Here is a 21,671-nt window from a genome sequence, read left to right as displayed (position 1 = left end):
ACGGTGGGGGCGACGAAGGGACCTTCGACTGGCATGTCCCGCTGGTGACGCTCCAGGGCCGGCCGTGTCCTCCAGCGAGCGTGGTCCATGCCCGACGAGGAGGGGCCGTGGCGAGGCTCAGTGGATTCGCGCCATTTCGTTGAAGATGGACGCAGGCGAAGAGCGCGTTCGGACTTGGTTGACCAGGCCGTTAACTTTCCGGTGGAACGCGGAAGCGGGTAGAAGGACGGGTCCCGGCGCGTGGCGCTGATTCGCGATGACTGCTACCGGCGGTCGCTGGTACATGGAGCCACATGGCGAGCCTCGAAGAACTGTGTGTCGGCACGTACCGCTCACTGCGGGATGTGCGGCTTGAGCGTCTCGGCCGAATGAACCTGCTCGTGGGTGGTAACAACGCGGGGAAAACCTCCGTTCTGGAGGCAATCGGGTTGGTCGCTCGGCCCGTGGATCCGGGGCAGTGGATTCAGACAGTTACGAACCGGGACGCCTCCGGTCCTCTCGTGGATGGGCTCTGGGCTCTTTTCCCTGGGAGTACTGCGCTCACGCTTGAGGGCGAAAGCGAAGAGTCAAGACCCATCTCCATCCAGGCGCGGTTCGAGGGGCAGTCCAGACAACTCCGCGCTGAGGCACTTGCGTTTATCGAGCAGCGGTGGGCGGACAGCGACCGGGCAAGTCCAGATCCTCGAAGCGATGTCGTGGTCCGCCTCCAGATGGAGGTGAGCGCTGGCGACGCGACGCCCATGAAGCATGAACTGGATTTCGGCTCAACGCCTCGGCGCCTGCCCATCCCACATGGGGTCGCGCTGTTCCGTGTATTCGTCGTCACACCCATGACGCATCGGTCCACGGCGCAGCTCATCACCCATCTCAGCCACGTGATCGACGAGGGCACGAAAGGCAAGGCCGTCGAGCTACTGAGGATGTTCGACCCGCACGTCAGCGATGTCTTGATCAGTCGCCCGTTTGGGCGCGACGCGATTCGTGTGGTCCATGAAAGACGAGGCGTTGTCGATCTCGCGACTTTCGGCGATGGCATGCGGAGGGCGTTCGCGATGAGCGTTGCACTCTCCCGGGCGAGCGGTGGCATCTTGCTCGTGGACGAAATCGAATCCGCGATCCACGCGCGCGCACTGGACTCTGTCCTGCCCTGGCTTGTGCGGGCGGCGGGAGAAGCGAAAGTGCAGATTGTCGCGACGACCCATAGCTTGGAAGCGGTGGATGCGTCCCTAGGGGCCTTCGTAAGCGCTCCTTCAGATGAGGTCATCACCTATCACCTTCGGCGATCGGAAGGCGGCCATGCATGTCTCCGCTACGACCTGGATGGACTGCGCAGCTTGCGTGATGAAGGGCTCGACATCCGATGAGCAACCGCATCTACCTGCTGACCGAAGGTGTGCATGACGTCGCATTTCTGGCCAGGCTGCTGAAGCTTTCGCTGGGGCTTGAGCACGTCTCCAGGGAAGCAGGGTTGGACCCTGTTTGGAAGCGCATCCTCCCCACAAAGTGGCCTCATGACGGGTCGCTTCGACCCGCTGTACCCGCTCCAATTTTCTACCGTGCCCCATCCAGTGGAACCACTGTTGCCGTCGTAAACTCCCAAGGCATCAGTGAACTGGCCAGAAAACTGGAGACGCACCGGAAAGCGTTGGCGCTCGACGGCGTGAATTTGGATGCAGTGGGAGTCGTGCTTGATGCCGATTCCCAGGAAACGCCGCAGCAGCGGTTCACGAGAATGGCGGATTCAATCGCTGCCAATGGGTATCCGCGCCCTGCGGTGATGGGGGGCGTCGCGGGGCAGCCGCGAACGGGAGTGTTCGTCCTTCCTGGAGGAGGACTGCCCGGGACGCTGGAAGACCTCCTGCTTGAGTGTGCGGCGGTCGCATATCCGAAATTGCGAACGCATTCGGAGCAGTTCGTAGATGGCCTCGATCGCGCGGCGCCGGAGTTCATGTCTGGGGAACTCAAGGACCTGTCTGCGCCCGCTGGCCGGCACAAAGCGGTGGTGGCGGCGATGAGCGCCATCCTGAAGCCTGGTCGGCCTGTCCAGGCCACCATCGAAGACAATCGATGGATCGCGAGTAGTACTGTCGTTCTCCCGCGAATAGCTGCTCTCGTGGAGTTCCTGTCTGCCCTCACGACGGCGCCTCACGCCACCACCACGCCGCTTCCACCCATTGACTTGACGGGTCCTTGACCCGTCGGCACAGGGAGGCATGCTCATTGAGGTGCAGCGCTCCGCCGCGCTGCCGTTGTTTTCTCGATGGATGCGGGAGACGCTTCTCGGACAGAGCCGATGGTTCCCATGGTTCGACGTCGGATCTCGAACCGAGCAGGCGCTGACGTTACTCCGGATGCTGCATTACCCGTGGCTCGCGCATTGCCCAACTTCCGAAGGCGGTCGCCCGGGCCGTTTCGATGACCGGTTGAAAGCGCCCAGCCTGCTCTCGACCCATTTGGTGCCTCAACAATTCGGCGCGGCACAGAGTAGGTTTCCACCATGCTGGTGAAGATCGCCGCGCACGAGGATCAAGTCCGTTTTTCCGAACTGGGACGCCTCCGCGCGTGGCACGTCGTGGGGCCCTCGCGAGCGCTGCGGCCCGGGCAGGTGCTCCACTGGAGCACGGGCGCGCGGGAGCTGGTGCTCTTCCGGGGACGGAGCGGCGGAGTCCACGCGCTCGCCGCGCACTGTCCCCACATGGGCGCGCACCTGGGCGGTGGCACCGTGGTGGGGGATTCCCTGCAGTGCCCGCTGCACCACTGGCGGTTCGATGGCCGCGGCGCCTGCCCTGGGAAGACGGCGCAGCGGGCGTTCCCGGTGGTGGAGCGGTACGGCGCCATCCTCGTCTTCAACGGCCCGGTGGTGCTCTTTCCTCCGCCCGAGGTGGGCACCGGGGATATGCGCTGGGGCACGTCGGCTCCCTTCACCGTCCAGTGCGACTGGCTGCCCGTGGTGGCCAACGCCTTCGACCTGGAGCACCTGCGCACGGTGCATCACCGGGAGCTGCGGGACGCGCCCGTGGTGGAGCGCCCGGATCCGTTCACCCTGCGCGTGCGGTACACGTCCCGCGTCACGGGGCGGGGCCTCAGTGACCGGGTCATGAAGTCGCTGTCCGGCAATCACATTGGCGTCACCCTCACGCTGCACGGGGGCACGCTGCTGTCGGTGGAGAGTGACCTGGGGCGGACCCGCAGCGCGTTGCTCGCCGGCCTCCACCCGACGCGCGACGGCGTGTCCGTGCGGCTGGCCTACGCCGCCCGCCGCAGCCGGCTCCCCGGCGTGGACTGGCTGGCGCTCCAGGTGTCGCGGTGGTTGTTCACGTCCTTCCTGCGGCGCGACCTGTCGGTGCTCGACGGCATGCGCTTCAACATGGCGGGGGCGGCGGAGGATCCGGTGTTGCGCCAGGTGCTCGACTTCACCGCCAGCCTGCCGGAGGCGCCCGAAGATGAGCGCGGGTGAGGGGCGGGAGACGCCGATTCCGGCCGCGCTCAACGCCGTGCTCCTGGTCTGCGCCATGGCGGCCTGCGCGAGCAGTCTGTGGCTGGCGTCACACGCGGAGCGGTTCGGCGTGAAGGTGCTGGCGGCGGGGGTCTTCTCCTTCGTGAACAACACCGTGTTCTCGCTGCTGCACGAGGCCACGCACGGGGTGCTGCATCCCCGGCGGCGGGTGAACGACGCGCTCGGCCGTGTGGCGGCGGCGTTCTTCCCCACGTCCTTCACCATGCAGCGCGCCTTCCACCTGAACCACCACCGCCACAACCGGACCCACCTGGAGCAGTTCGACTACTTCCGTCCCGGGGACAACCGCTTCCTCAAGCGGGCGCAGTGGTACGCCATTCTCAGCGGGATCTACTGGCTGTTCGTCCCCGTGGGGGCCGTGGCCTTCGCGCTCGTCCCCGGGCTGCTGCACCGGCTGCGCGGCACGGGGACGCGGTATGGCGAGCAGACGGGCGCCGACGCCTATCTCGGGCGCCTGGAGTCGGTGCCGGGGGCCGCTATTCGCGCGGAGGTGGTGTTGGCCGCGTGTATTCAAGCCGGCCTCGCGGTGGCGTTGGAGCTGTCCCTGGTGGGGTGGTGCCTCTGCTACGCCGCCTTCGCCATCAATTGGAGCGCGCTCCAGTACGCGGACCACGCCTGGTCGCCGCTTCACGTCCGCGACGGCGCGTGGGACCTGCGGGTGGCCGCGCCGGTGCGCTGGGTGTTCCTCAACTACCATTACCACCGCGCCCATCACCGGCACCCGCACGTGCCCTGGCTGTACCTGGGCCGCTACGTGGACCCGGACGTGACGCGGCCCTCCTTCCTGCGCATCTGGCTGTCCATGTGGCGAGGGCCCCGGCCGCTGCCCGCCACCCCCGAGGAACGATGAGCCCGCGTCCCGCGTTGTTCGGCTGGCCCCGGAAGGACGAGCTGCCGCGTACGGCGGCGATGGCCATGGGCTTCGCGCTGTTCTTCCTGGCCATCTACGGCGGCGCGAGCTGGCTCACGGGCTTCTATCCAGGCGGCCTCCGGGTGGAACTGCCCTTCGAGCGCCACATCCCGTTCATGCCGTCCTGGGCGCTCGTCTACGTCAGCATGGACGTGCTGCTCCTGCTGTCGCTGTTCATCTTCCGGACGTGGCGCGACATGGTGCCCTTCGCGTTGGCGCTCTGCGCGGAGACGGCGCTCGCCGCCGTGTGCTTCCTGCTGCTGCCGGTGGAGGTGGCGTGGCCTCCGCGCGTCGTGGAGGGCGCCTGGGCGGACGTGTTCCAGCTCGCAGACACGATGAACCTGGAGCGCAACTACCTTCCATCCCTCCACGTGGCCTTCGCGTGCATGGCGGCCCTGGCCTACGCGGAGCGGGCGGGGGCGCTGGGGCGCGCCGTGTTCGCCCTGTGGGCGCTGGCCATCGCGGCGTCCACGCTGCTCATCCATGAGCACCACCTGGTGGACGTCGTGGCGGGCGCGCTGCTGGCCTGGGGCACGTGGCGGTGGGTGGCCCCCTGGGCGCGCCGCGCGTCCTTCCTGGAGGCCCTTCGGGTGGAGGCGCTGTGCGCCCGGGAGTCATACCGCTTCGCGCGCCGTCACCTGCGCTACGGACTGATTGCCCTGGTGCTGTACCGCTACGCGCTCAGCCGGTGGTGGCGCCAGGCCCAGGTGGCCCGCGTGGGCTTCTGTTTCCTCCAGCTCGTGGACGACGTGCTGGACGGAGACCGCGCGGTGGAGGGTGAGCCGCTCGACTGGGTGGACGCGCTCCTGGTGGAGCTCGAGTCCGGGCGAGGGGAGGGCAGCGGAGCGGCCGTCTCCCTGGGGCGCGTGTTGCTGGAGCGGCTGGACGACGAGGCGGCCCGCGCCCAGGTCTTCGCGCTCGTGCGGACCATGCGCAAGGACCGGGAGCGGGTGAAGTCAGCGCAGTGGTGGGACGAGGAGGCGCTTCGCGCGCAGCAGCGGGACACCTTCCGGCTGTCCGTGGACCTGATGCTTCAAGTCGCCAGGGCGGAGGTCCGCGCCAAGGACGCGCCCGCGCTGATTGAAGCGTTCGCCTGGTGCTCGGTGATGCGGGACCTCCGGGAGGACCTGGCCCAGGGGCTCTACAACGTGCCTGCGGCCGTCGCGGCGGCGGCCCGGGGGGAAGGCGCGGACCCCACGCGCATCGACGCGCTGCTGGGGTCGGAGGCGGGCCGCGCGTGGATGGTGGCGGAGTACGGCCGGGCAAGGGCCTTGCTGGACGAATCGGCCCGGCAGCTCGCGGCGCTGGAGGGCCGCCCGGGGCTGCCCCTGCTGCGCCTGTTCCAGCGCTCCATCGAGTCCTTCTGGCGCCGGCGCCTGCCCGGGCGTCATCCCTTCCTGAGGGCTACGACCGCGGGCCGGCTTCAGGGGGCGTGAGGGGCCGGCCCGGCGGACCTGCGCCGGAGCCGCCGGCCGATGACGGCGCCCGCCAGGAGCGCGCCCAGGCCGATGACCGTCACGCCCGCCAGCGCCAGGTGCTTCACCCGCGTGAGGAGGGGATTGTCGAAGACGTTGGTGGAGTAGTGGAACGCGGCGATCAACCAACGGTCGCCCTCCCGGACCAGGGTGCAGGTCCACCGGCCGTCGATGACGATGTCCGTGCCGTCCGTGAGGACGTAGTGGTCTCTGGACGAGCCCCGCGCGACGCCGGTGTCGCCGTACAGGCGGGTGAGGTCGTCCACCTCGAAGTTCGCCTGGACGCGGTCCACGATGCGGTGGGGGCCGCGCATCATCTCCTCGTAGTACGCGCGGATGGCGTCCTTCCCCACGCGCACGTCGTTGTTCATGGTGGTGAAGGAGACGTCCGGGTGCAGGTGGCTCAGCAGCCGGTCGAGGTCCTGGGCGTTGAGCGCGTCCTGCATCTCCTGCTTGAGGACACGCAAGGCGTCATGGGTGGCCGCGTCGGCGGAGGAGGGCTCGGCCAGGACCGCGGACGGACTGAACGCGAACAGCAGCGCCACCACACAACAGCCAGGCAAGCGGATCATCGAGGCTCCAGAGGAGGGAATCCGCCCATCCTAGAGAGCCTTGGGGCCGCGGGTGCACGGAAGTTGCCGCCCGGGGGGCCCCGGGGCGCCGAGGGCCGGTGGACAGGGGCCCACGCCCCGGGGCGATTCCAGCCGCGCTGGCACGCGCCTATCCATCTTCGCCAGTTCCCATCCCAGGAGGCGTGCCATGAAGGATCGTCCCGCAACGCTCGTTCTGTCCGGCGGTGGCGCCAAGGGAGCCTTTCACGTCGGCGCCGAGCGCGTCCTCCGCGAGGTCCACGGCTTCCGCTGGGAGCGCATCTTCGGCGTGTCGGTGGGCGCCCTGAACGCCGCGCTGCTGGCCCAGCACGCCTACCGGGCGCTGAACGACATCTGGCTGAACCTCCGCGAGACGGACCTGTACCGGAAGCTGCCCTGGCCGCTGGTCGCCCTGCGCGTGGGCCTGTTCCGCAAGCTGGGGCTCTACGACAACACCCCCATGCGGGAGCTGATCCAGCGGCACGTCGCCGGCCACCGCTTCCGGGTGCCCGCGCACGTGGGGCGCGTGTCCCTGGTGTCCGGCAACTACGAGCTGGTGCCCAGCGACTCGAGGGACTTCCTGGACGCCGTCTGGCAGAGCGCGACGCTGCCCATCCTCTGGGAGCCGGTGGGCGCCTCGGCCCTGGTCGATGGAGGCCTGCGCAACGCCACGCCCCTGGGGGACGCGCTGGAGTTCGGCCCGACGGAGCTCGTCGTCATCGGCTGCTCACCGTCGCGCATCGAGCGGGTGAAGCCGCCAGCCAACCTGTTGGAGGTGGCCACGCGCAGCCTCGCCGACATCACCCTCAACGAAATCCTGCTCAATGACGTGGAGGCCTTCGTGCGCATCAACGACATCGTCCGCCAGGCCTATGAAGCGGGCCTCACCGTGAAGCGCCCGGACGGGGTGCCCTACCGGTATTGCCGCATCACCGTCATCGAGCCCGCACGCCCCATGGGGGACATGCTGGACTTCGCGCCGGAGGTGATCCGGATGCGGCTGCGGCACGGCGAGGAGGTGGCCCGGGCCGTCTCCCTGCCCACCGGGGTGGGCCCCGGCGAGCGGGTGCAGCGGCGGGTGGAGCTGTTCCCGGAGCCGCCCATGCACGCCTAGGGCTGGTAGGCCACGGGCTTGGGGGCGTCCCGCGGCGCCAGCGGGCGCGGCGCCTGCGGTGCGGGCGTTGGCGGCTCCTCGTGGGGCTCCGGGACGTCCCCGTTGAGCTCCTTGTAGAAGCGCCGGCCGATGAAGACGCCCAGCACCAGCGACACCACCAGGCCCACGGCGGAGACCGAGGTCATCACCGTGCGGCCCTGGGCCAGGCCACTGCCGAGCTGCGCGGTGAGGAAGGTCCCCGGGATGGTGCCCAGGATGACGCCCGCCAGCGTGGGCACCATCCTCGCGCCGCTCGCCGCGGCCGCCGCGAGCATCACGTCCGTGGGACACAGCGGGTTGATGCAGGCGGTGAAGGCGAAGAGGAAGTCATGCTTCTTCGCCGCCCGCACCAATGCGGGGTACTTACTGCCCGCCAGGCGCTTCATCAGCCCCGTGCCCAGCCTGCGCGCCCCAGCGAAAAGCAGCAGGCCCGACAGCAAGCTACCTGTTAGTGAATAGAGGGTCGCTGCGAGCGTGCCGAACATCATCCCGCCCACGGCGGTGAGGAGCTGACCCGGAAGCAGCGTCACGGGCCGGATGGCAAGGAAGCCGATGTATGCAATAGGCGCCCACTTCCCCAGGGGCTCCAACCAGCCTGCAAGGCGTTGCTGATCAACGAAGTCCGGCCCGAGCAGCCGGAGCGCCACGAGGCCCCCCACGGAAGCGAGCATCGGGGCCAACACCCGGAGCCAGGTCTTCATCGACTGCGCCACGCCGTTCCTCCCCGCGGCCCCACTTCCGCCGCGCCGTGGGCCTGAAAGTGAAGGTGGTTTCGGGAATCCGCAATGCGCAGTGGGGTGTTTCCAACATGAAAGCATCCGGCCGGGCAGCCCGCTGCCCGGTCCGAAAGCTCGGCAGGCGTTGCGAAGTGCGCGAAATCATTGGTGTTTTCGTGTGGCGGAAGCGGCGTGAACGGCTGGCGGTGTACGGAGCTTGCTTGCATCGGGGCGCTTCCGTCCCAAGGTTTCAGGCAAGGGGCACCAAGGCGAGGGCTGGGGCAGTCACGAGAGGAGATGGCGAAATGTCGGACAAGGACAACAAGGGCAGCATGACGGTGGCTGAAGCGGGTCGGAAGGGTGGAGAGACGGTCCGGAACGAGCGCGGTCGCGAGTTCTACGAGACCATTGGCCGCAAGGGCGGCGCGACGGTGAAGGCCGAGCGCGGTCGTTCCTTCTACGAGGAGATTGGCCGAAAAGGCGGCGAGACGGTCAAGGCCGAGCGCGGCGCCAAGTTCTACGAGGAGATTGGCAAGAAGGGCGGCGACCGGGTGAAGGCCACCCGCGGGCCGAACTTCTACGAGGAGATTGGCCGCAAGGGTGGGCAGAAGGTGAAGAAGCTCATCGAAGAGGGCAAGCGCGCGGCGCGTGCCGCCATGGCCACCCAGGAAGGCGCGGCAGGTGCTCCCACCCAGGAGGGGGCGGCGCCGTCCACACCGTCTTCCGGGGAGCCGGCGGGGCCGGGCCAGAACGAGTAGCGCGGAGAGCGTGGCGTCAGGCTCGCGGACCGACTAAGACGGCCGCGTGTACCTGGTCATCACGTTCCTCGAACAGTTGGAAGGAACCGAGCGGGCCATCCGCCGGCTCCGGGAGTTCGGCATCCCGGAGCCGTTGGTGGTGCGGGCTCGGAGCGCGGCCGCCGCGTTGTCCGCCGAGGTGCCCGTGTTCGCGGGGCTCCGCAGCCTGGCGTTGGGCGCGGATGACGACCGCGTCATTCTCTTGAGCCTGCTGCCGGGCGTCCCGGCGGAGGAGATGGAGCGGCTGGTCCAGCGGGTGCAACTGGAGATGGATGCGGACGATCCCCCCATGGGACGCCTGGTCGCCATGCCAGTGATTTCCGCGCCCACGCATCGCCGGTCGTGACGGGGAGTGCCCCGCCGGTGTAATCACGGCCTGTGCAAGCGCTGCTCGTCTTTCTTTCCATCGCGGCGCTGTCGCTGCTCGCCTCCAGCCGCGCGCTGGATCCGGGGCGCTTCCCGGCCCTGGCGAGGCTGGCGGCCAGCGGCTTTCTCTTCGTCCTGCTCGGCATCCTCCTGGGGCCTTCGGTGGCCGGGGTGCTCACCGAGCGGAACGTGGAGGCCTTGCGTCCGGTGATGGCGCTGGGCCTGGGCACCGCGGGCGTGCTGCTGGGCCTCAACCTGGAGCCCCGGCTGCTGCGCCTGTTGCCTCGGCCCGTCTACCTGTCGGCCATGGCACACTCGGGCACGGCCTTCTTCTTCGTGGCCCTGCCGTTGCTAGTGCCGCTCCTCTTCACGTCCGGGCGCGGCGTGCTCGGCGCGGTGGGCGCGGCGGCCATGCTGGGGGCGGCGGCCAGCCTGTCGTCGGGGCACTCGGCCGTGCTCGCGTGGCGCGCGGGGCGGCTGGATCGGGCGCGCGGCCTGGGCGTGGCGCTGCTGACCATGCTGGATGACGCGGTGGGCCTGGGCGTGCTGGCGCTGGCGTTGATGATTGGCTCGGCCGACAACGTGGGCGAGGGGCTGGGCCTGGTCTGTCTGGCCTTGCTGCTGGGCGTCATGTGCGGCGCGCTGCTGGCGTTCCTCACCCATGGGTTGAAGGACCTGGCGGAGCTGACCACGGTGACGCTGGGCGGCGTGGCGCTGGTGGGCGGCGCGGCGGCGTACCTGCGCGTGTCGCCGCTGCTCGCGGGGGTGGCGTGCGGCGCGACGCTGGCGGTGGTGGGCGGGCGGACCTCGGAGCGGGTGGCGCGCGCCCTGGGCCGGGTGGAGCGGCCCGTCTTCCTGGTGCTGGTGTTCCTGGTGGGGTGCGCGGTGCACGCGCGGGACTACTGGGCCTGGGCGCTGATGCCGGCCTACGTGGGCCTGCGCTTCCTGGGGAAGATGGCGGGGGGCCGGCTCGCGAGCCGGCTGGTGCAGCAGACGCTCGTGCTGCCGCCCCGGCTGGGCTACGCGCTGATCGCCCAGGGCGGGCTCGCGCTGTGCCTGGTGGCGGAGTACGGGATGCTCGTCCCTGGCGTGCTGGCGCGGCGGGTGCTGGACGTGGTGGTGATGGGCGCGGTGGTGAACGAGCTGCTGGCGGGCCAGGCCTTCCAGCACGTGATGGAGCCGCCCCGCGGGGCCCTGACGCCCTCCTCCTCGGATGGGGACAAGGTGGCGGCATGAACGGGAGCGTCATCCGGTTGCTGCTGCTGATGGTGCTGCTGGCCATCATCAGCCGGGCGCAGGTGCTCCGGGCGGACTCCGGGACGCCGGTGATTCTGGCCGCGGGCGCGCTGCTGCTGTGTGGCCTGTTCGCGGGCAAGGTGGCCAAGGGGATGGGCCTGCCGCGCCTCACGGGCTACCTGCTGGTGGGCGTGGCGGTGGGGCCCCACGCGCTGGGCTTCATCCCGAACGCGGGCGTGAAGGGGCTGGAGCTGGTGAAGGGGCTGGCGGTGAGCCTCATCGCGCTGGTGGCCGGCACGGAGCTGCGCCTGGGGCTCATCCGCCGCGTGGGCGCGCGCGTGGCCCTGCTGTGCGCGGCCGTGTGCGGCTTCACCTTCCTGGTGTGCTTCGGGGCCACCTTCGCGCTCAAGCCGGTGTTGCCCTTCCTGACGGCCATGACGGTGCCGCAGGCCCTGGCGGTCAGCGCGTTGATGTCCACGGTGGTGGTGTCCTTCTCTCCCACCGTCACCATCGCCATCGTCCAGGAGACGAGCGCGCGAGGCGCCTTCACGGAGTTCCTGATGGCGCTGGTCATCATCGGCGACCTGTTCGTGATGGTAGCCTTCGCGCTGGCCGCGGGCGTGACGAAGGCGAGCTTCGGCGGCGGGCTGGACGTGCCGGGGCTGCTGGGCGGGGTGGGGTGGGAGCTGTTCGGCTCGGTGGTGGTGGGCCTGGTGCTGGCCGTGGGGATGCTCATCTACATGCGCGGCGTGAAGCAGGAGCTGCCGCTGTTCCTGGTGGGGCTGTGCTTCGCGGCGGCGGAAGGGGGCACGCGCCTGCACCTGTCCCCGCTGCTGGTGTCGCTGGCGGCCGGGGCGCTCATCGCCAACCTGGACGAGCACGCCGGCGAGCGCATCCACAACGCCATCCAGCAGGCGGGCCTGCCGGTGTTCGCGCTCTTCTTCGCCGCGGCGGGCGCGGGCCTGAAGCTGGACACCCTGGTGTCCGTGGGCCCGGCGGCGCTGCTGCTGGTGGCGCTGCGAGGCGCGGCCATCTGGTTCTCCTGCCGCCGCTTCGCGCCCGCGGACGACCCGCGGCTCAAGCGCTACCTGTGGATGGGGCTCATCTCCCAGGCCGGTGTCACCTTCGGGTTGGCGGCCCTGGTGTCGAGGACGTTTCCCACCTTCGGTCCCCAGGTGGAGGTGCTCATCGTCGCGATGATCACCGCCCACGAGCTGGTGGGGCCGGTCCTCACGCGCAAGGCCCTGGCCGCCTCGGGTGAGATCCGCTCGGAGGACGCGCAGGGAACGGCATAGGCTCTCAGGCATCAGAGCCGACAGCAGCAGTCACGGGAGGCACGGAGGACATCATGGCCGCACCCATCCTCGAGGTGGACATGGAGCACCCCTCACCCCGCCACATCCAGCGCGCGGTGGAGGTGCTGGAGCGCGGCGGCCTGCTGGCCTACCCGACGGATACCTACTTCGGGCTCGGCTGTGATTTGAGCTCCAAGAAGGGCATCGAGCGGCTCTATCAGCTCAAGGGCCGCGACAAGAAGAAGCCGCTGTCCTTCCTCTGTCCGGACCTGTCGGACGTGGCCCGCTACGCGCACGTGAGCAACTTCGCGTACCGGACCATGAAGAGCCTCACTCCGGGTGCGTTCACCTTCATCCTGGAGGCCACGCGCCTGGTGCCGGATTTGATGATGTCCAAGCAGAAGCAGGTGGGCATCCGGGTGCCTGACTCGGCGCTCGTCCGGGAGCTGGCCCGCGCCCTGGGCCGCCCCCTGGTGACGACCTCCGCCACCAACACCGAGGGTGAGCCCCTCACGGACGCAAAGGATATCAAGGCCGAGCTGGGACACGGTCTGGAGCTCATCCTTGACGGGGGGGTGACGCTCAATGAACCGTCGACCGTGATTTCACTCATCGGCGATTCACTTGAAATCCTCCGGCAAGGGAAGGGTAGGCTGGAGGACTAGAACCCGAGAATAGGGGGATTTCTTGGCACAGGGGGGAACACGGCCGAGCTCCGTGGATGGACCGGAGCAGGTTCCAGGGCTGCTGCGATTGTTACTGTTGTTGCTGTTCCGGCCGGTGGACCTGCACTACCGGCTGCGGAGCGCGGGCATCGCCCTGCCGGGCGCTCGTCTGGCGACATTGAACGGCCACGCCGCCGAGGGGCACAAGGCGACCAGCGTCTACCTCCGGCGCATGTTGCTGTTGCTGCTCGTCTGGGCGCCGGTGGTGACGGAGCTGCTGGGCCTGGCGCTGTTGAGCGCGGGCCTGCCGCTGGAGCGGGGCTGGGTGCTGTCGGCGCTGTGCTGCTCGGCGGTGGGGCTGGTGCTGGCGCAGACGCTGGGGCTGGCGGCGGGCGTCCTGCTGGGCTCCCTGGCCAGCCTGGCCACGCTGCTGGGGCTGCACGCCACGGCCGCGAACGCCTTCGGGCCGGACCTGGGGGGGGCGGCGGGCATGATGGTGGGGCTTTGTCTCGGCGGGGTCGCCGGGCTGGCCTGCGGGAGCATCAGCGGCATTGCCATTGGCCGGGGGCCCACCGTGGTGTGGGTCCAACTGGCGGCCATCCTGACCAGCCTGACGCCGATGGCGGTCTGGAGCGGGACGACCAACGTGTCCTATGCCGGGGCGGTGGCGGCCAGCGCGCTGGTGGCGTTCCTGGTGAGCGCGTTCCGGCTGCCGCTGTACGCGCTGGAGGTGCTGGCGTCGGCGGTGGCGTATGCGGTGGAGCGCTGGACGGGACGGCCCACGCTGGGCTGGGTGCCGGTGCGCCACCACAACCTCAGCTACCTGCCGCACCCCTTCCTGGGGCGGCACCTGGCGCTGGCGGTGCGCTCGAGGCCGGCGGAGGTGCTGGCGGTGGCGGATGCCTGCCTGCGCTCCCCGGGGAACATCGTGGTGGGCTGGCCGTGGGTGGTGCAGGCGCTGGAGTCCGCGGTGCCGGAGGGGGCGGGGGAGCCCCGGCGGTGAGCCGCTGAGTTGCCTCGCCGCGCGCCTCCGGTAGCCTGCGCGGCGATGGAAGGAATGCTCGACGCGTTCATCGCCTTCATCCGCGCGGAGCGCGGCCTGTCCGGCAAGACGGTGGACGCCTACGCCGCGGACATCAACGTCTACTTCGAGGACCTGCGCTCCCGGGGCGTCGCCGACGTCACGCAGGTCCGGCAGGAGGACGTGTCCGCGCACCTGGCCGCGCTGGGCAAGCGGGGCCTGGGCAAGCGCAGCCAGGCCCGGCACCTGGCGGCGCTGCGCGGCTTCCACCGCTTCCTCGTCGCCGAGCGGATGGCGGACAAGGACCCGACGGAGGACCTGGACACGCCCCGGTCCGCCCGGAAGCTGCCGGTGTTCCTCACGCTGGACGAGGTGGAGCAGCTCCTGGCGGCCCCCGACGAGCGCACGTCCACGGGCCTGCGCGACAAGGCCATGCTGGAGGTGCTGTACGCCACCGGCCTGCGCGTGAGCGAGCTGTGCGGCCTGGGCATCAACGACGTGCAGCTCACCGCCGGCTACCTGGTGGCGAAGGGCAAGGGCGCCAAGGAGCGGCTCGTCCCGCTGGGGCGCGTGGCCATCGAGAAGGTCCAGGCGTACCTGGCGGAGTCACGGCCCGCCGTGCTGGGCAAGCGCAAGTCGCAGGCGCTGTTCGTCACGCCGCGCGGCTCGGGCTTCACGCGGCAGGGCTTCTGGAAGCTGCTCAAGCGCTACGCCCTGAAGGCGGGCATCCTGAAGCCGCTGTCGCCGCACAAGCTGCGGCACTCCTTCGCCACGCACCTGGTGGAGCGCGGCGCGGACCTGCGCGCCGTCCAGCAGATGCTGGGCCACGCGGACCTGGCCACGACGCAGATCTACACGCACGTCAACGCCGCCCGGCTGCGGTCCGTGTACGACGAGTTCCACCCGCGCAGCGACGTCTTCGTGCCCAAGGCGAAGAAGCCGCGGGCCTCCGCCGCGCGGTGAGGGGCGGGGGCGTCACCCTGGCCTCCGCCTCGCTCCGGGGGCTCAGCTCCCCGCGACGTGGACGGGGAGGCCGAACGGGTCCGTCTGGGCGCGCCGGGGCTCGCTGCCTGGCAGCGGGGCCACGCGGATGAGCCCGGTGGCCATCAGCCGGTGCACGGAGCGGGACGCGGCCAGCTCGCCCATGGCCGCCGTGCGCAGGGCCTGCCGGATGCTCCGGCTGCCGCGCAGCTTCGAGTACAGGTACAGGTCGTCCGCCGTCAGGTCCGGCGGGGTGGGGCGCGGGATCGGCTCGAACACCAGGCGCCCGTCCAGCGCGAAGAGCTCGTCGCTGAGGGCCAGCGTCAGGCGGATCTCGGCCTCCCGGTACAGGGCGTGGGCCTCGGGGACGGGGCCTCGCTCCAGGATTTGCGCGGCCAGGGCGACGGCGTGGTCATACTTGCCGTTCTCCAGGAAGCGCTTCACCAGGGTGAGCAGCTCCGCCAGCTCGGCGGCCTCGCCCAGCCGGGGGCCTCGGGCCTTGCGCGGCGCCAGGGCTCCGCGCCGGTACAGGTGCAGCACCCAGCGCGCGGCGAAGAGCGGGGCCTCGCGGGCGCTGGCCAGCAGCTCGCCCAACGTGGCGCCGCTCGACGCGAGGTCCAGCAGGACGTCCTCCTCCTCGGAGTAGGTCTCCACGGCGAACTCGCGGTAGACGCGGAACGTCGTGTCCAGGCGCGGGAAGATGTCGCGGAACATGGCCCACTCGCGCTGCCGCGTCACCGCGTCCCGGTGCAGCGTGGACAGGGACAGCTTGAGGCCCACGGCCCGGGTGTTGGGCGGCAGGCCGGGGGTGAACTCCACCTCGCCGGACTCCCAGGCGTAGCAGTCGAAGAGGGACTCGCGCGCCTTGTGCTCCAGCGCCTCGATGAGCCGCGGCAGCTCCACGAAGCAGCGTTGGACGAGGAAGGTGCCGTAGGGCATGCCCGCTCCCTCGGCGGCCTCGAAGGCGGCCGCGGCCCGGGGCGCGTCCAGGATGCGGAGGTTCACCAGCACCTGCGCCAGGTGCTCGCGAGGGTCGTTCGAGCTTTCGCCCACCAGGTAGCCGTCCTTGACGTGGAAGCAGCGCCGCACCGCGCCTCGCTCCACCCGCAGCACCCCTTCCACGCCGGGCGCGCTGAACAGCGGGGGCATCACCAACTGCAAGCGATAGCTGGCGAGACTTCCGTTGAATGGCTCCATGCCGGTGCTTCCTCCAAGGTGGGTTGCCCGCGTGAGGAACCCCCAGGGTACCGGCGCACCCTGTCGTGATTCAATTGCAAGTGCCTGGAATTGCTCGGGATTTCCTGGTGGGGCGCAAAGTTCCAGGGAGAGTCCGTCTTGACTTCCGGTATCGGACGGACGTTGCGCGGGCAGAACGGAAGGTTGCGGCGCCGCGGCGGGTATGCGAACCACCCCCGTCCGATTTTCGATTCCAAAATCCAGGCTCAAGACCTGCCGATTCCCGATTCCAGGTTCAAACCCATATGCGGATTCTCTCAGGAGTTCAGTCGTCCGGCAGGCTGCACATCGGCAACTACTACGGCGCGCTCCGCCAGTTCGTGCAGCTCCAGGATGAGGGCGAGGGGTACTACTTCATCGCCAACCTGCACGCGCTCACCACGGTGCGGGACCCCAAGGCCGCGCTGGCGCTGACGCGCGAGGCCGCGATGGCCTACCTGTCGCTGGGGCTGGACCCGAAGAAGGCCGTGCTCTTCCGCCAGAGCGACGTGCGCGAGGTGCTGGAGCTGTACTGGATCCTGGGCACCGTGACGCCGCACGCGCACCTGGAGCGGGCGCACAGCTACAAGGACAAGGTGGCCAAGGGCATCAGCCCGGACTTCGGCCTCTTCGCCTACCCGGTGCTGATGGCCGCGGACATCCTGCTCTACAGCGCGGACTTCGTCCCGGTGGGGAAGGACCAGATCCAGCACATCGAGTTCGCGCGCGACTGGGCGGTGAAGTTCAACACCCAGTACGTGCCCGGCTACGACCCGGCGGACCCGGAGGGCAAGGAGCGGGGCCACGCGCCCGGCATCCTCAAGCTGCCCGCCGCGCGCATCCAGGAGGCCACCCAGACGGTGCCCGGCGTCGACGGACAGAAGATGTCCAAGTCGTACGGGAACACCATCGAGCTGTTCGGCGACGAGAAGGAGATCAAGAAGCGCATCATGTCCATCAAGACGGACTCGACGCCGGTGGACGCGCCCAAGCCGGTGCCCACGCAGCCGGCGACGACGCCCGGCCTCATCAGCGACGCGCCGCTCTACGACTTGCTCAAGCTGATGCTGCCCGAGTCCGACTTCGCCGAGGTGGACGCCACCTGGAAGGCGGGCGGGAAGGGCTACGGGGACTACAAGAAGAAGCTCCTGGAGGCCTACCACGCGGCCTTTGGCCCGGCCCGTCAGCGGTACGCCGAGCTGGCGGCCGACCCGGGCGAGGTGGAGCGCATCCTCCAGGACGGCGCCAACCGGGCCCGCGCCGAGGCGACCCGCCTCATGGACCAGGTCCGCAAGGCCGTGGGAATCCCATGAATCCGTGTGCCTGAACGGGCGTTCACGGTCAATTGTTTGACCCACCTGGGGGGCACTGGTATGGGTGTGTGTCCTCCAGGCTCGTGCCCGCTGCCTAAGAAAGTCGGGCCCTTACGCGATGCGCCCCCACCCATACCGTTGACGCCACCCAGGACATCCGGTGAGTGAGGAACGTCGCTCGCCGGCCGATGAGGCCCTTCGTGAAGGGGAGTTGCCGCGGAGTCCTGGCGACAACTTCCGCATCGCGCTGCCCAATTTCGAAGGTCCGCTGGACCTGCTGCTCCATCTCATCAAGGAGCACCGGGTCGACATCTTCGACATCCCGCTGGCGCTGATCACGGAGAAGTACCTCGAGCACCTGGACCGGATGCGGGAGATCAACCTCGACATCGCCGGGGAGTTCCTGGTGATGGCCTCCACGCTGGCGCACCTCAAGAGCCGCATGCTGCTGCCCCGGCAGGACGTCGTGGCGGCGCAGGAAGCAGGGGAGGTCCTCTCCGTCTCCGAGGAGGCCGAGGACCCGCGCGCGGAGCTGGTGCGGCGCCTGCTGGAGTACCAGAAGTACAAGGACGCCGCCGAGCAGCTCGCCACCCAGGACCTGCTCGGCCGCGACGTCTTCGCCCGCAGCGTGCCCGTGGAGGCCGTCCCCATCCCGGAAGACGAGGTGGGGCTCCAGGAGTTCAGCGTCCTCAAGCTGGTGGAGGCGCTCGACCGGGTGCTGGAGCGGTTGCAGCCCAAACTACAGCACGAGGTGGTCCGGGAGCGCGTGACGCTGTCCGAGGCCATCCTCCGCGTAGTAGAGCGCCTGCGCCCGGATGGACAGGTTCTCTTCGAGAGCCTGTTCACGGAAGAGGACACGCCGTCGCGGCAGGAGGTGGTCATCACCTTCCTGGCCATCCTGGAGATGGTGAAGCGGCGGCTCATCCGGGTGGTGCAGGACGAGCCGTTGGGGCCCATCCTGCTGCTGCCCAATGGGGACGCGCTGGAGAAGCTGGCCCCCGCGGAGGTCGACGACAGTGACTACCGGTAGCGACGGACCGCAGGACGAGACTCCCGAACCGGGCACCCCCGGCGGCCCCGGCCCGTTCTCCGAAGAGGAAATCGCTGCCGTCACGGGCCCCGGCCCCGCGGACGAGCTGGACGAGTTCGAGGCGGCCTCCATCGAGGAGGACTCGGACGAGGCGCCTCCGGACCTGGAGACGTCCTTCGAGAAGCTCGTCTCCAAGAGCCGCAAGCTGTCCACGGACCGCATCCGCACCGTCATCGAGAGCGTGCTCTTCGTGGCGGAGCGGCCGCTGTCGGTGGACGAGCTGTACATGGCCACGGGCATCGAGCGGGAGCTCATCGCCGAGGCCCTGAACCAGCTCTCCGGCATCCACCGCGACGGCATCAGCGGCATCGTGCTGTACGAGGTGGCGGGCGGCTGGCAGTTCCGGACGGACCCGCACTCGGGCGAGTACGTCCGGCGCTACCTGCGGGTGAAGCCGCAGCGCCTCACCCGCGCGGCGGTGGAGACGCTGGCCATCATCGCGTACCGGCAGCCGGTGACGCGGCCGGAGATTGAAGACATCCGCGGCGTGGACTGCGGCGCGGTCATCAAGGCCCTGATGGACCGCAAGCTGGTGAAGATATTGGGCAAGCGCGAAGAGGTGGGCCGGCCCATCCTCTATGGAACGTCCCGTGAGTTCCTGGAGTTCTTCGCGCTGAAGGACCTGTCGGCGCTGCCCACGCTGCGTGAGTTCCACGAGCTGACGCAGGAGCACCGGGAGATCGTCGAGAAGGAAGACAAGCCGGCGCCGCCGGCGGCGGGGACGGTGGAAGCGCTGTCGGACCCGGCGTTCACGAAGCGGATGGAGAAGAGCGCGGCGGCCAGCGAAGCCGCGCTGGAGGACCTGGAAGAGGCCATGGCGGCCGCGGACCGGACACAGAAGGTCAGCTCCAGCGTCCTGGACACGACGCCCCCAAAACCCGAGACGGGTGATACGACGGGGCCCAAGCCCGAGTGACGGGCAGCATGGAAGAAGGATGGTATGGCGGCCGAACGACTACAGAAGTACCTGGCCCGCGCGGGAGTTGCTTCGCGCCGGCATGCAGAAGAGCTGATTACCGCGGGCCGCGTCGCGGTGAACAACAAGACGGTGACGGAGCTGGGCAGCCGCGTGGAGCCCGGCACGGACCTGGTGACGGTGGACGGGACGCTCGTCACGCCGCCGGATGAATCCTCCTACTTCCTGCTCTACAAGCCCGTGGGCGTCGTGACGACGCTGTCGGATCCGCAGGGCCGGCCCACGGTGGCCAACTACGTGGAAGAGACGGGCAAGCGCCTGTTCCCCGTGGGCCGCCTGGACTACGACGCCGAGGGCGCGCTGCTGTTCACGGACGATGGGGCGCTGGCGCACAAGCTGACGCACCCCAGCTTCCAGGTCCCGCGCACCTACCTGGCGAAGGTGAAGGGCTCGCCGGACGCGGCCACGCTGGACAAGCTGCGCGGCGGCGTGCGGCTGGAAGACGGCATGGCCACGCCGGTGTCGGTGGGCGTGTTCGAGGCGGCGGAGCGGAACACCTGGCTGAAGATTGTCGTAGCGGAAGGCCGCCCGCACCTCATCAAGCGGCTGTGCGCCGCGGTGGGGCACCCGGTGGTGCGCCTGTTCCGTCCGTCCTACGCCGGCGTGGGCGTGGAAGGGCTGCGCCCCGGTGAGCTGCGCCCGCTCAAGACGAGCGAGGTGGAGCTGCTGAACGCGGTGTCGGATGGCAAGGCCGCGCCGCCGGCGGGTGAGCTGAAGCTGCCGCCGCGCCGGCATGGCCGTGCGGCGCCGGGCTTCGACTCGGATGATGAGGCGGAGCTGTCCATGGATGAGGACTCGCCGGTGGCCGCCAGGCCCGCGCGCAAGGCGCCGGCCCGTGCTGCCAAGGGCGCCGCCGAGGGCGGTTCGAGCCTGGCGCGCTTCGGGCGGGCCAAGGGGGCCTCGGCAGCGGGCAAGCCGGCGCGTCGCTCGTTCGGTGGCGATGACGCGGGTGCGCCGCGTGGCCGGGGCGCGCGTGCTGGCTTCGGTGAAGGCGGCGCGGCGCGTGGCCGGGGTGCGGGCCGCTCCTTCGGTGGTGACGAGGGTGCGCCGCGTGGCCGGAGCGCGGGCCGCTCGCCGGGTGCCGAGGGTGGTCGTGGCGGCCGTTCGTTCGGAGGCGACGAAGCGGGCGCACCGCGTGGCCGTGCCGCGGGCCGCTCCTTTGGTGGCGACGAGGGCGCGCCGCGTGGCCGGGGAACTCGCGCTGGCGTCGGCGGGTCCGAGGCTCCGCGTGGGCGTAGCGCGGGTCGCTCCTTCGGTGGCGACGAGGGCGCGCCGCGCAGCCGTAGCGCGGGCCGCTCCTTCGGTGGTGACGAGGGCGCGCCGCGTAGCCGGGGACCTCGCGCTGGCTTCGGCGGGTCCGAGGCTCCGCGTGGGCGTAGCGCGGGCCGCACCTTCGGTGGCGATGACGCAGGCGCGCCGCGTGGGCGTGGCGCTCGCGCTGGTTTCGGTGAGTCCGATGCGCCTCGTGGCCGTAGTGCGGGCCGCACCTTCGGTGGCGACGAGGGCGCCCCCCGTGGCCGTGGAACGGGCCGCTCCTTCGGCCGTGACGAAGGTGGTGCTTCCGCGGCTCGTGGTGCCGGTGGCGCCCGTCGTGCTTTCGGAGGCGACGAAGGCGCCGCGCCGCGTGGGCGTGGCGGTGAGCGCCGCGCGTTCGGTGGTGGCGCGGCCGCTGGCCGTCGTTCCGCCGACGGAGACGAGGGCGCTGCCCCTCGGAGCCGTGGCGCGGGCCGGCCGGAGCGCCGTGAGTGGAGCGCGGGTGGTGACGCCGCGCCGCGCAGCCGAGCCCCTGGCGCGGGCCGCCCGGAGCGCCGCACCTGGGGCAGCGGCGAGGGAGACGCCCCCCGGAGCCGTGGCGCGGGCCGGCCGGAGCGCCGCGAGTGGAGCGCGGGCGGAGACGATGCTCCGCGGAGCCGCGCGCCGCGCGCGGGAGGCACCGCCAGCCGTGCGCCGCGGGGTGAGGGCCGTGCCTCCTCGCCGCGTTCCGGCGCCGCGGGCGCGGGCCGCCCGGAGCGCCGGGAATGGAAGCCCCGCTCGGAAGAGGGGAGCGCCCCGCGTGGCCGGGGCGGGCCTCGCCGTGAGGGGGCCGCGGGCGGACGCCCCGCGCGCTCCACCTGGACGCCCACCGACGAAAGCGGGAATCCCCGTGAACGCGTGGTTCGGGCCGGGGCTCGCAAGGGCCCTCCCGCCGAGAAGTCCGGCGGATTCCAGGCCTGGGACAAGAAGAAGGAGCGGGCGAGCGCGCCGCGCTGGAGCAACGAGCGGCCCCGGGGCGGCGCGGGCCGGCCACCTCCCCGGGGGCCTCGCCGTCCGCGTTGAGACCTGACGCGGTGGATTGGGCGGGAACCGAGGGGGATT

General features: G+C 70.3%; 20 protein-coding genes. 17 read left to right on the top strand and 3 right to left on the bottom strand.

The window, feature by feature from the left end; genetic code table 11:
- The first annotated feature begins 293 nt into the window (after nucleotides 1-293).
- From MYMAC_RS19160 to MYMAC_RS19145, 5 genes are all read left to right on the top strand, one after another.
- A complete protein-coding gene (locus MYMAC_RS19160) occupies nucleotides 294-1,364 on the top strand; it encodes an AAA family ATPase (protein WP_095959118.1) in 1,071 nt (356 codons plus the stop codon).
- Nucleotides 1,361-2,194 (top strand): DUF3226 domain-containing protein, encoded by an 834-nt coding sequence (locus tag MYMAC_RS36900; protein WP_157757515.1) that lies wholly within the window; start codon nucleotides 1,361-1,363, stop codon nucleotides 2,192-2,194. The genes MYMAC_RS19160 and MYMAC_RS36900 overlap by 4 nt, the downstream gene beginning before the upstream one ends.
- A 303-nt stretch (nucleotides 2,195-2,497) precedes the next feature.
- Nucleotides 2,498-3,457, top strand: coding sequence for a Rieske 2Fe-2S domain-containing protein (locus MYMAC_RS19155; RefSeq protein WP_095959117.1), 960 nt, complete (start codon nucleotides 2,498-2,500; stop codon nucleotides 3,455-3,457).
- Nucleotides 3,444-4,367, top strand: a complete 924-nt coding sequence (locus MYMAC_RS19150) for a fatty acid desaturase (RefSeq protein WP_095959116.1) — start codon at nucleotides 3,444-3,446, stop codon at nucleotides 4,365-4,367. The genes MYMAC_RS19155 and MYMAC_RS19150 overlap by 14 nt, the downstream gene beginning before the upstream one ends.
- Nucleotides 4,364-5,863 (top strand): phosphatase PAP2 family protein, encoded by a 1,500-nt coding sequence (locus tag MYMAC_RS19145; protein ID WP_095959115.1) that lies wholly within the window; start codon nucleotides 4,364-4,366, stop codon nucleotides 5,861-5,863. Before MYMAC_RS19150 ends, MYMAC_RS19145 begins: the two co-directional genes overlap by 4 nt.
- On the opposite strand, the gene MYMAC_RS19140 is transcribed toward MYMAC_RS19145, so the two are convergent.
- Entirely contained in the window at nucleotides 5,851-6,474 is a 624-nt protein-coding gene (locus tag MYMAC_RS19140; RefSeq protein ID WP_095959114.1) for an SgcJ/EcaC family oxidoreductase, read from the bottom strand. The genes MYMAC_RS19145 and MYMAC_RS19140 overlap by 13 nt on opposite strands.
- A 187-nt stretch (nucleotides 6,475-6,661) precedes the next feature.
- Here MYMAC_RS19140 and MYMAC_RS19135 point away from each other — a divergent pair, with 187 nt between their 5' ends.
- Nucleotides 6,662-7,606 (top strand): patatin-like phospholipase family protein, encoded by a 945-nt coding sequence (locus tag MYMAC_RS19135; protein WP_013940476.1) that lies wholly within the window; start codon nucleotides 6,662-6,664, stop codon nucleotides 7,604-7,606.
- Here the strand turns inward: MYMAC_RS19135 and MYMAC_RS19130 are convergent.
- A complete protein-coding gene (locus MYMAC_RS19130; RefSeq protein ID WP_095961625.1) occupies nucleotides 7,603-8,346 on the bottom strand; it encodes a TVP38/TMEM64 family protein in 744 nt (247 codons plus the stop codon). The genes MYMAC_RS19135 and MYMAC_RS19130 overlap by 4 nt on opposite strands.
- A 320-nt stretch (nucleotides 8,347-8,666) precedes the next feature.
- Here MYMAC_RS19130 and MYMAC_RS19125 point away from each other — a divergent pair, with 320 nt between their 5' ends.
- From MYMAC_RS19125 to xerD, 7 genes are read left to right on the top strand one after another with little or no spacing between them, the layout of a single operon-like run.
- Nucleotides 8,667-9,119, top strand: coding sequence for a general stress protein (locus tag MYMAC_RS19125; protein ID WP_013940474.1), 453 nt, complete (start codon nucleotides 8,667-8,669; stop codon nucleotides 9,117-9,119).
- Nucleotides 9,120-9,165: 46 nt separating this feature from the next.
- Nucleotides 9,166-9,504 (top strand): hypothetical protein, encoded by a 339-nt coding sequence (locus MYMAC_RS19120; protein ID WP_013940473.1) that lies wholly within the window; start codon nucleotides 9,166-9,168, stop codon nucleotides 9,502-9,504.
- A 32-nt stretch (nucleotides 9,505-9,536) separates the two neighbouring features.
- A complete protein-coding gene (locus MYMAC_RS19115) occupies nucleotides 9,537-10,760 on the top strand; it encodes a hypothetical protein (RefSeq protein ID WP_013940472.1) in 1,224 nt (407 codons plus the stop codon).
- Entirely contained in the window at nucleotides 10,757-12,055 is a 1,299-nt protein-coding gene (locus MYMAC_RS19110) for a cation:proton antiporter (RefSeq protein ID WP_095959113.1), read from the top strand. Before MYMAC_RS19115 ends, MYMAC_RS19110 begins: the two co-directional genes overlap by 4 nt.
- Before the next feature lie 53 nt (nucleotides 12,056-12,108).
- Entirely contained in the window at nucleotides 12,109-12,720 is a 612-nt protein-coding gene (locus MYMAC_RS19105; protein ID WP_095959112.1) for an L-threonylcarbamoyladenylate synthase, read from the top strand.
- 22 nt (nucleotides 12,721-12,742) lie between these two features.
- Entirely contained in the window at nucleotides 12,743-13,723 is a 981-nt protein-coding gene (locus MYMAC_RS19100; protein WP_095959111.1) for a hypothetical protein, read from the top strand.
- Nucleotides 13,724-13,768: 45 nt separating this feature from the next.
- Nucleotides 13,769-14,704, top strand: a complete 936-nt coding sequence (xerD, locus tag MYMAC_RS19095) for a site-specific tyrosine recombinase XerD (RefSeq protein WP_043711330.1) — start codon at nucleotides 13,769-13,771, stop codon at nucleotides 14,702-14,704.
- A 42-nt stretch (nucleotides 14,705-14,746) separates the two neighbouring features.
- Here the strand turns inward: xerD and MYMAC_RS19090 are convergent, their stop codons facing one another.
- Nucleotides 14,747-15,919, bottom strand: a complete 1,173-nt coding sequence (locus MYMAC_RS19090) for a DUF4388 domain-containing protein (RefSeq protein WP_095959110.1) — start codon at nucleotides 15,917-15,919, stop codon at nucleotides 14,747-14,749.
- 284 nt (nucleotides 15,920-16,203) lie between these two features.
- Here MYMAC_RS19090 and trpS point away from each other — a divergent pair, with 284 nt between their 5' ends.
- From trpS to MYMAC_RS19070, 4 genes are all read left to right on the top strand, one after another.
- On the top strand, nucleotides 16,204-17,250 hold the full coding sequence (trpS, locus tag MYMAC_RS19085; protein WP_095959109.1) for a tryptophan--tRNA ligase: 1,047 nt from the start codon (nucleotides 16,204-16,206) through the stop codon (nucleotides 17,248-17,250).
- A gap of 160 nt (nucleotides 17,251-17,410) precedes the next feature.
- Complete coding sequence (locus MYMAC_RS19080) at nucleotides 17,411-18,280, top strand: segregation and condensation protein A (RefSeq protein ID WP_095959108.1); 870 nt, start codon at nucleotides 17,411-17,413, stop codon at nucleotides 18,278-18,280.
- A complete protein-coding gene (gene scpB / locus MYMAC_RS19075) occupies nucleotides 18,267-19,256 on the top strand; it encodes an SMC-Scp complex subunit ScpB (protein ID WP_013940464.1) in 990 nt (329 codons plus the stop codon). The genes MYMAC_RS19080 and scpB overlap by 14 nt, the downstream gene beginning before the upstream one ends.
- A 24-nt stretch (nucleotides 19,257-19,280) precedes the next feature.
- Nucleotides 19,281-21,632: a pseudouridine synthase gene (locus MYMAC_RS19070; protein ID WP_095959107.1), complete on the top strand. Its 2,352-nt coding sequence runs from the start codon at nucleotides 19,281-19,283 to the stop codon at nucleotides 21,630-21,632.
- Nucleotides 21,633-21,671: the final 39 nt, after the last annotated feature.

It is taken from the genome of Corallococcus macrosporus DSM 14697, assembly GCF_002305895.1.
In the GTDB taxonomy this organism is placed as follows: domain Bacteria; phylum Myxococcota; class Myxococcia; order Myxococcales; family Myxococcaceae; genus Myxococcus; species Myxococcus macrosporus.
This window is presented reverse-complemented; position numbering and strand designations above follow the sequence as displayed.

What these genes read in the sequence shown, in the direction of transcription:
- MYMAC_RS19160 (WP_095959118.1), top strand. Translation starts at nt 294, where the DNA reads ATGGCGAGCCTCGAAGAACTGTGTGTCGGCACGTACCGCTCACTGCGG.
- MYMAC_RS36900 (WP_157757515.1), top strand. Translation starts at nt 1,361, where the DNA reads ATGAGCAACCGCATCTACCTGCTGACCGAAGGTGTGCATGACGTCGCA.
- MYMAC_RS19155 (WP_095959117.1), top strand. Translation starts at nt 2,498, where the DNA reads ATGCTGGTGAAGATCGCCGCGCACGAGGATCAAGTCCGTTTTTCCGAA.
- MYMAC_RS19150 (WP_095959116.1), top strand. Translation starts at nt 3,444, where the DNA reads ATGAGCGCGGGTGAGGGGCGGGAGACGCCGATTCCGGCCGCGCTCAAC.
- MYMAC_RS19145 (WP_095959115.1), top strand. Translation starts at nt 4,364, where the DNA reads ATGAGCCCGCGTCCCGCGTTGTTCGGCTGGCCCCGGAAGGACGAGCTG.
- MYMAC_RS19140 (WP_095959114.1), bottom strand. Translation starts at nt 6,474, where the DNA reads ATGATCCGCTTGCCTGGCTGTTGTGTGGTGGCGCTGCTGTTCGCGTTC.
- MYMAC_RS19135 (WP_013940476.1), top strand. Translation starts at nt 6,662, where the DNA reads ATGAAGGATCGTCCCGCAACGCTCGTTCTGTCCGGCGGTGGCGCCAAG.
- MYMAC_RS19130 (WP_095961625.1), bottom strand. Translation starts at nt 8,346, where the DNA reads ATGAAGACCTGGCTCCGGGTGTTGGCCCCGATGCTCGCTTCCGTGGGG.
- MYMAC_RS19125 (WP_013940474.1), top strand. Translation starts at nt 8,667, where the DNA reads ATGTCGGACAAGGACAACAAGGGCAGCATGACGGTGGCTGAAGCGGGT.
- MYMAC_RS19110 (WP_095959113.1), top strand. Translation starts at nt 10,757, where the DNA reads ATGAACGGGAGCGTCATCCGGTTGCTGCTGCTGATGGTGCTGCTGGCC.
- MYMAC_RS19105 (WP_095959112.1), top strand. Translation starts at nt 12,109, where the DNA reads ATGGCCGCACCCATCCTCGAGGTGGACATGGAGCACCCCTCACCCCGC.
- xerD (WP_043711330.1), top strand. Translation starts at nt 13,769, where the DNA reads ATGGAAGGAATGCTCGACGCGTTCATCGCCTTCATCCGCGCGGAGCGC.
- MYMAC_RS19090 (WP_095959110.1), bottom strand. Translation starts at nt 15,919, where the DNA reads ATGGAGCCATTCAACGGAAGTCTCGCCAGCTATCGCTTGCAGTTGGTG.
- trpS (WP_095959109.1), top strand. Translation starts at nt 16,204, where the DNA reads ATGCGGATTCTCTCAGGAGTTCAGTCGTCCGGCAGGCTGCACATCGGC.
- MYMAC_RS19070 (WP_095959107.1), top strand. Translation starts at nt 19,281, where the DNA reads ATGGCGGCCGAACGACTACAGAAGTACCTGGCCCGCGCGGGAGTTGCT.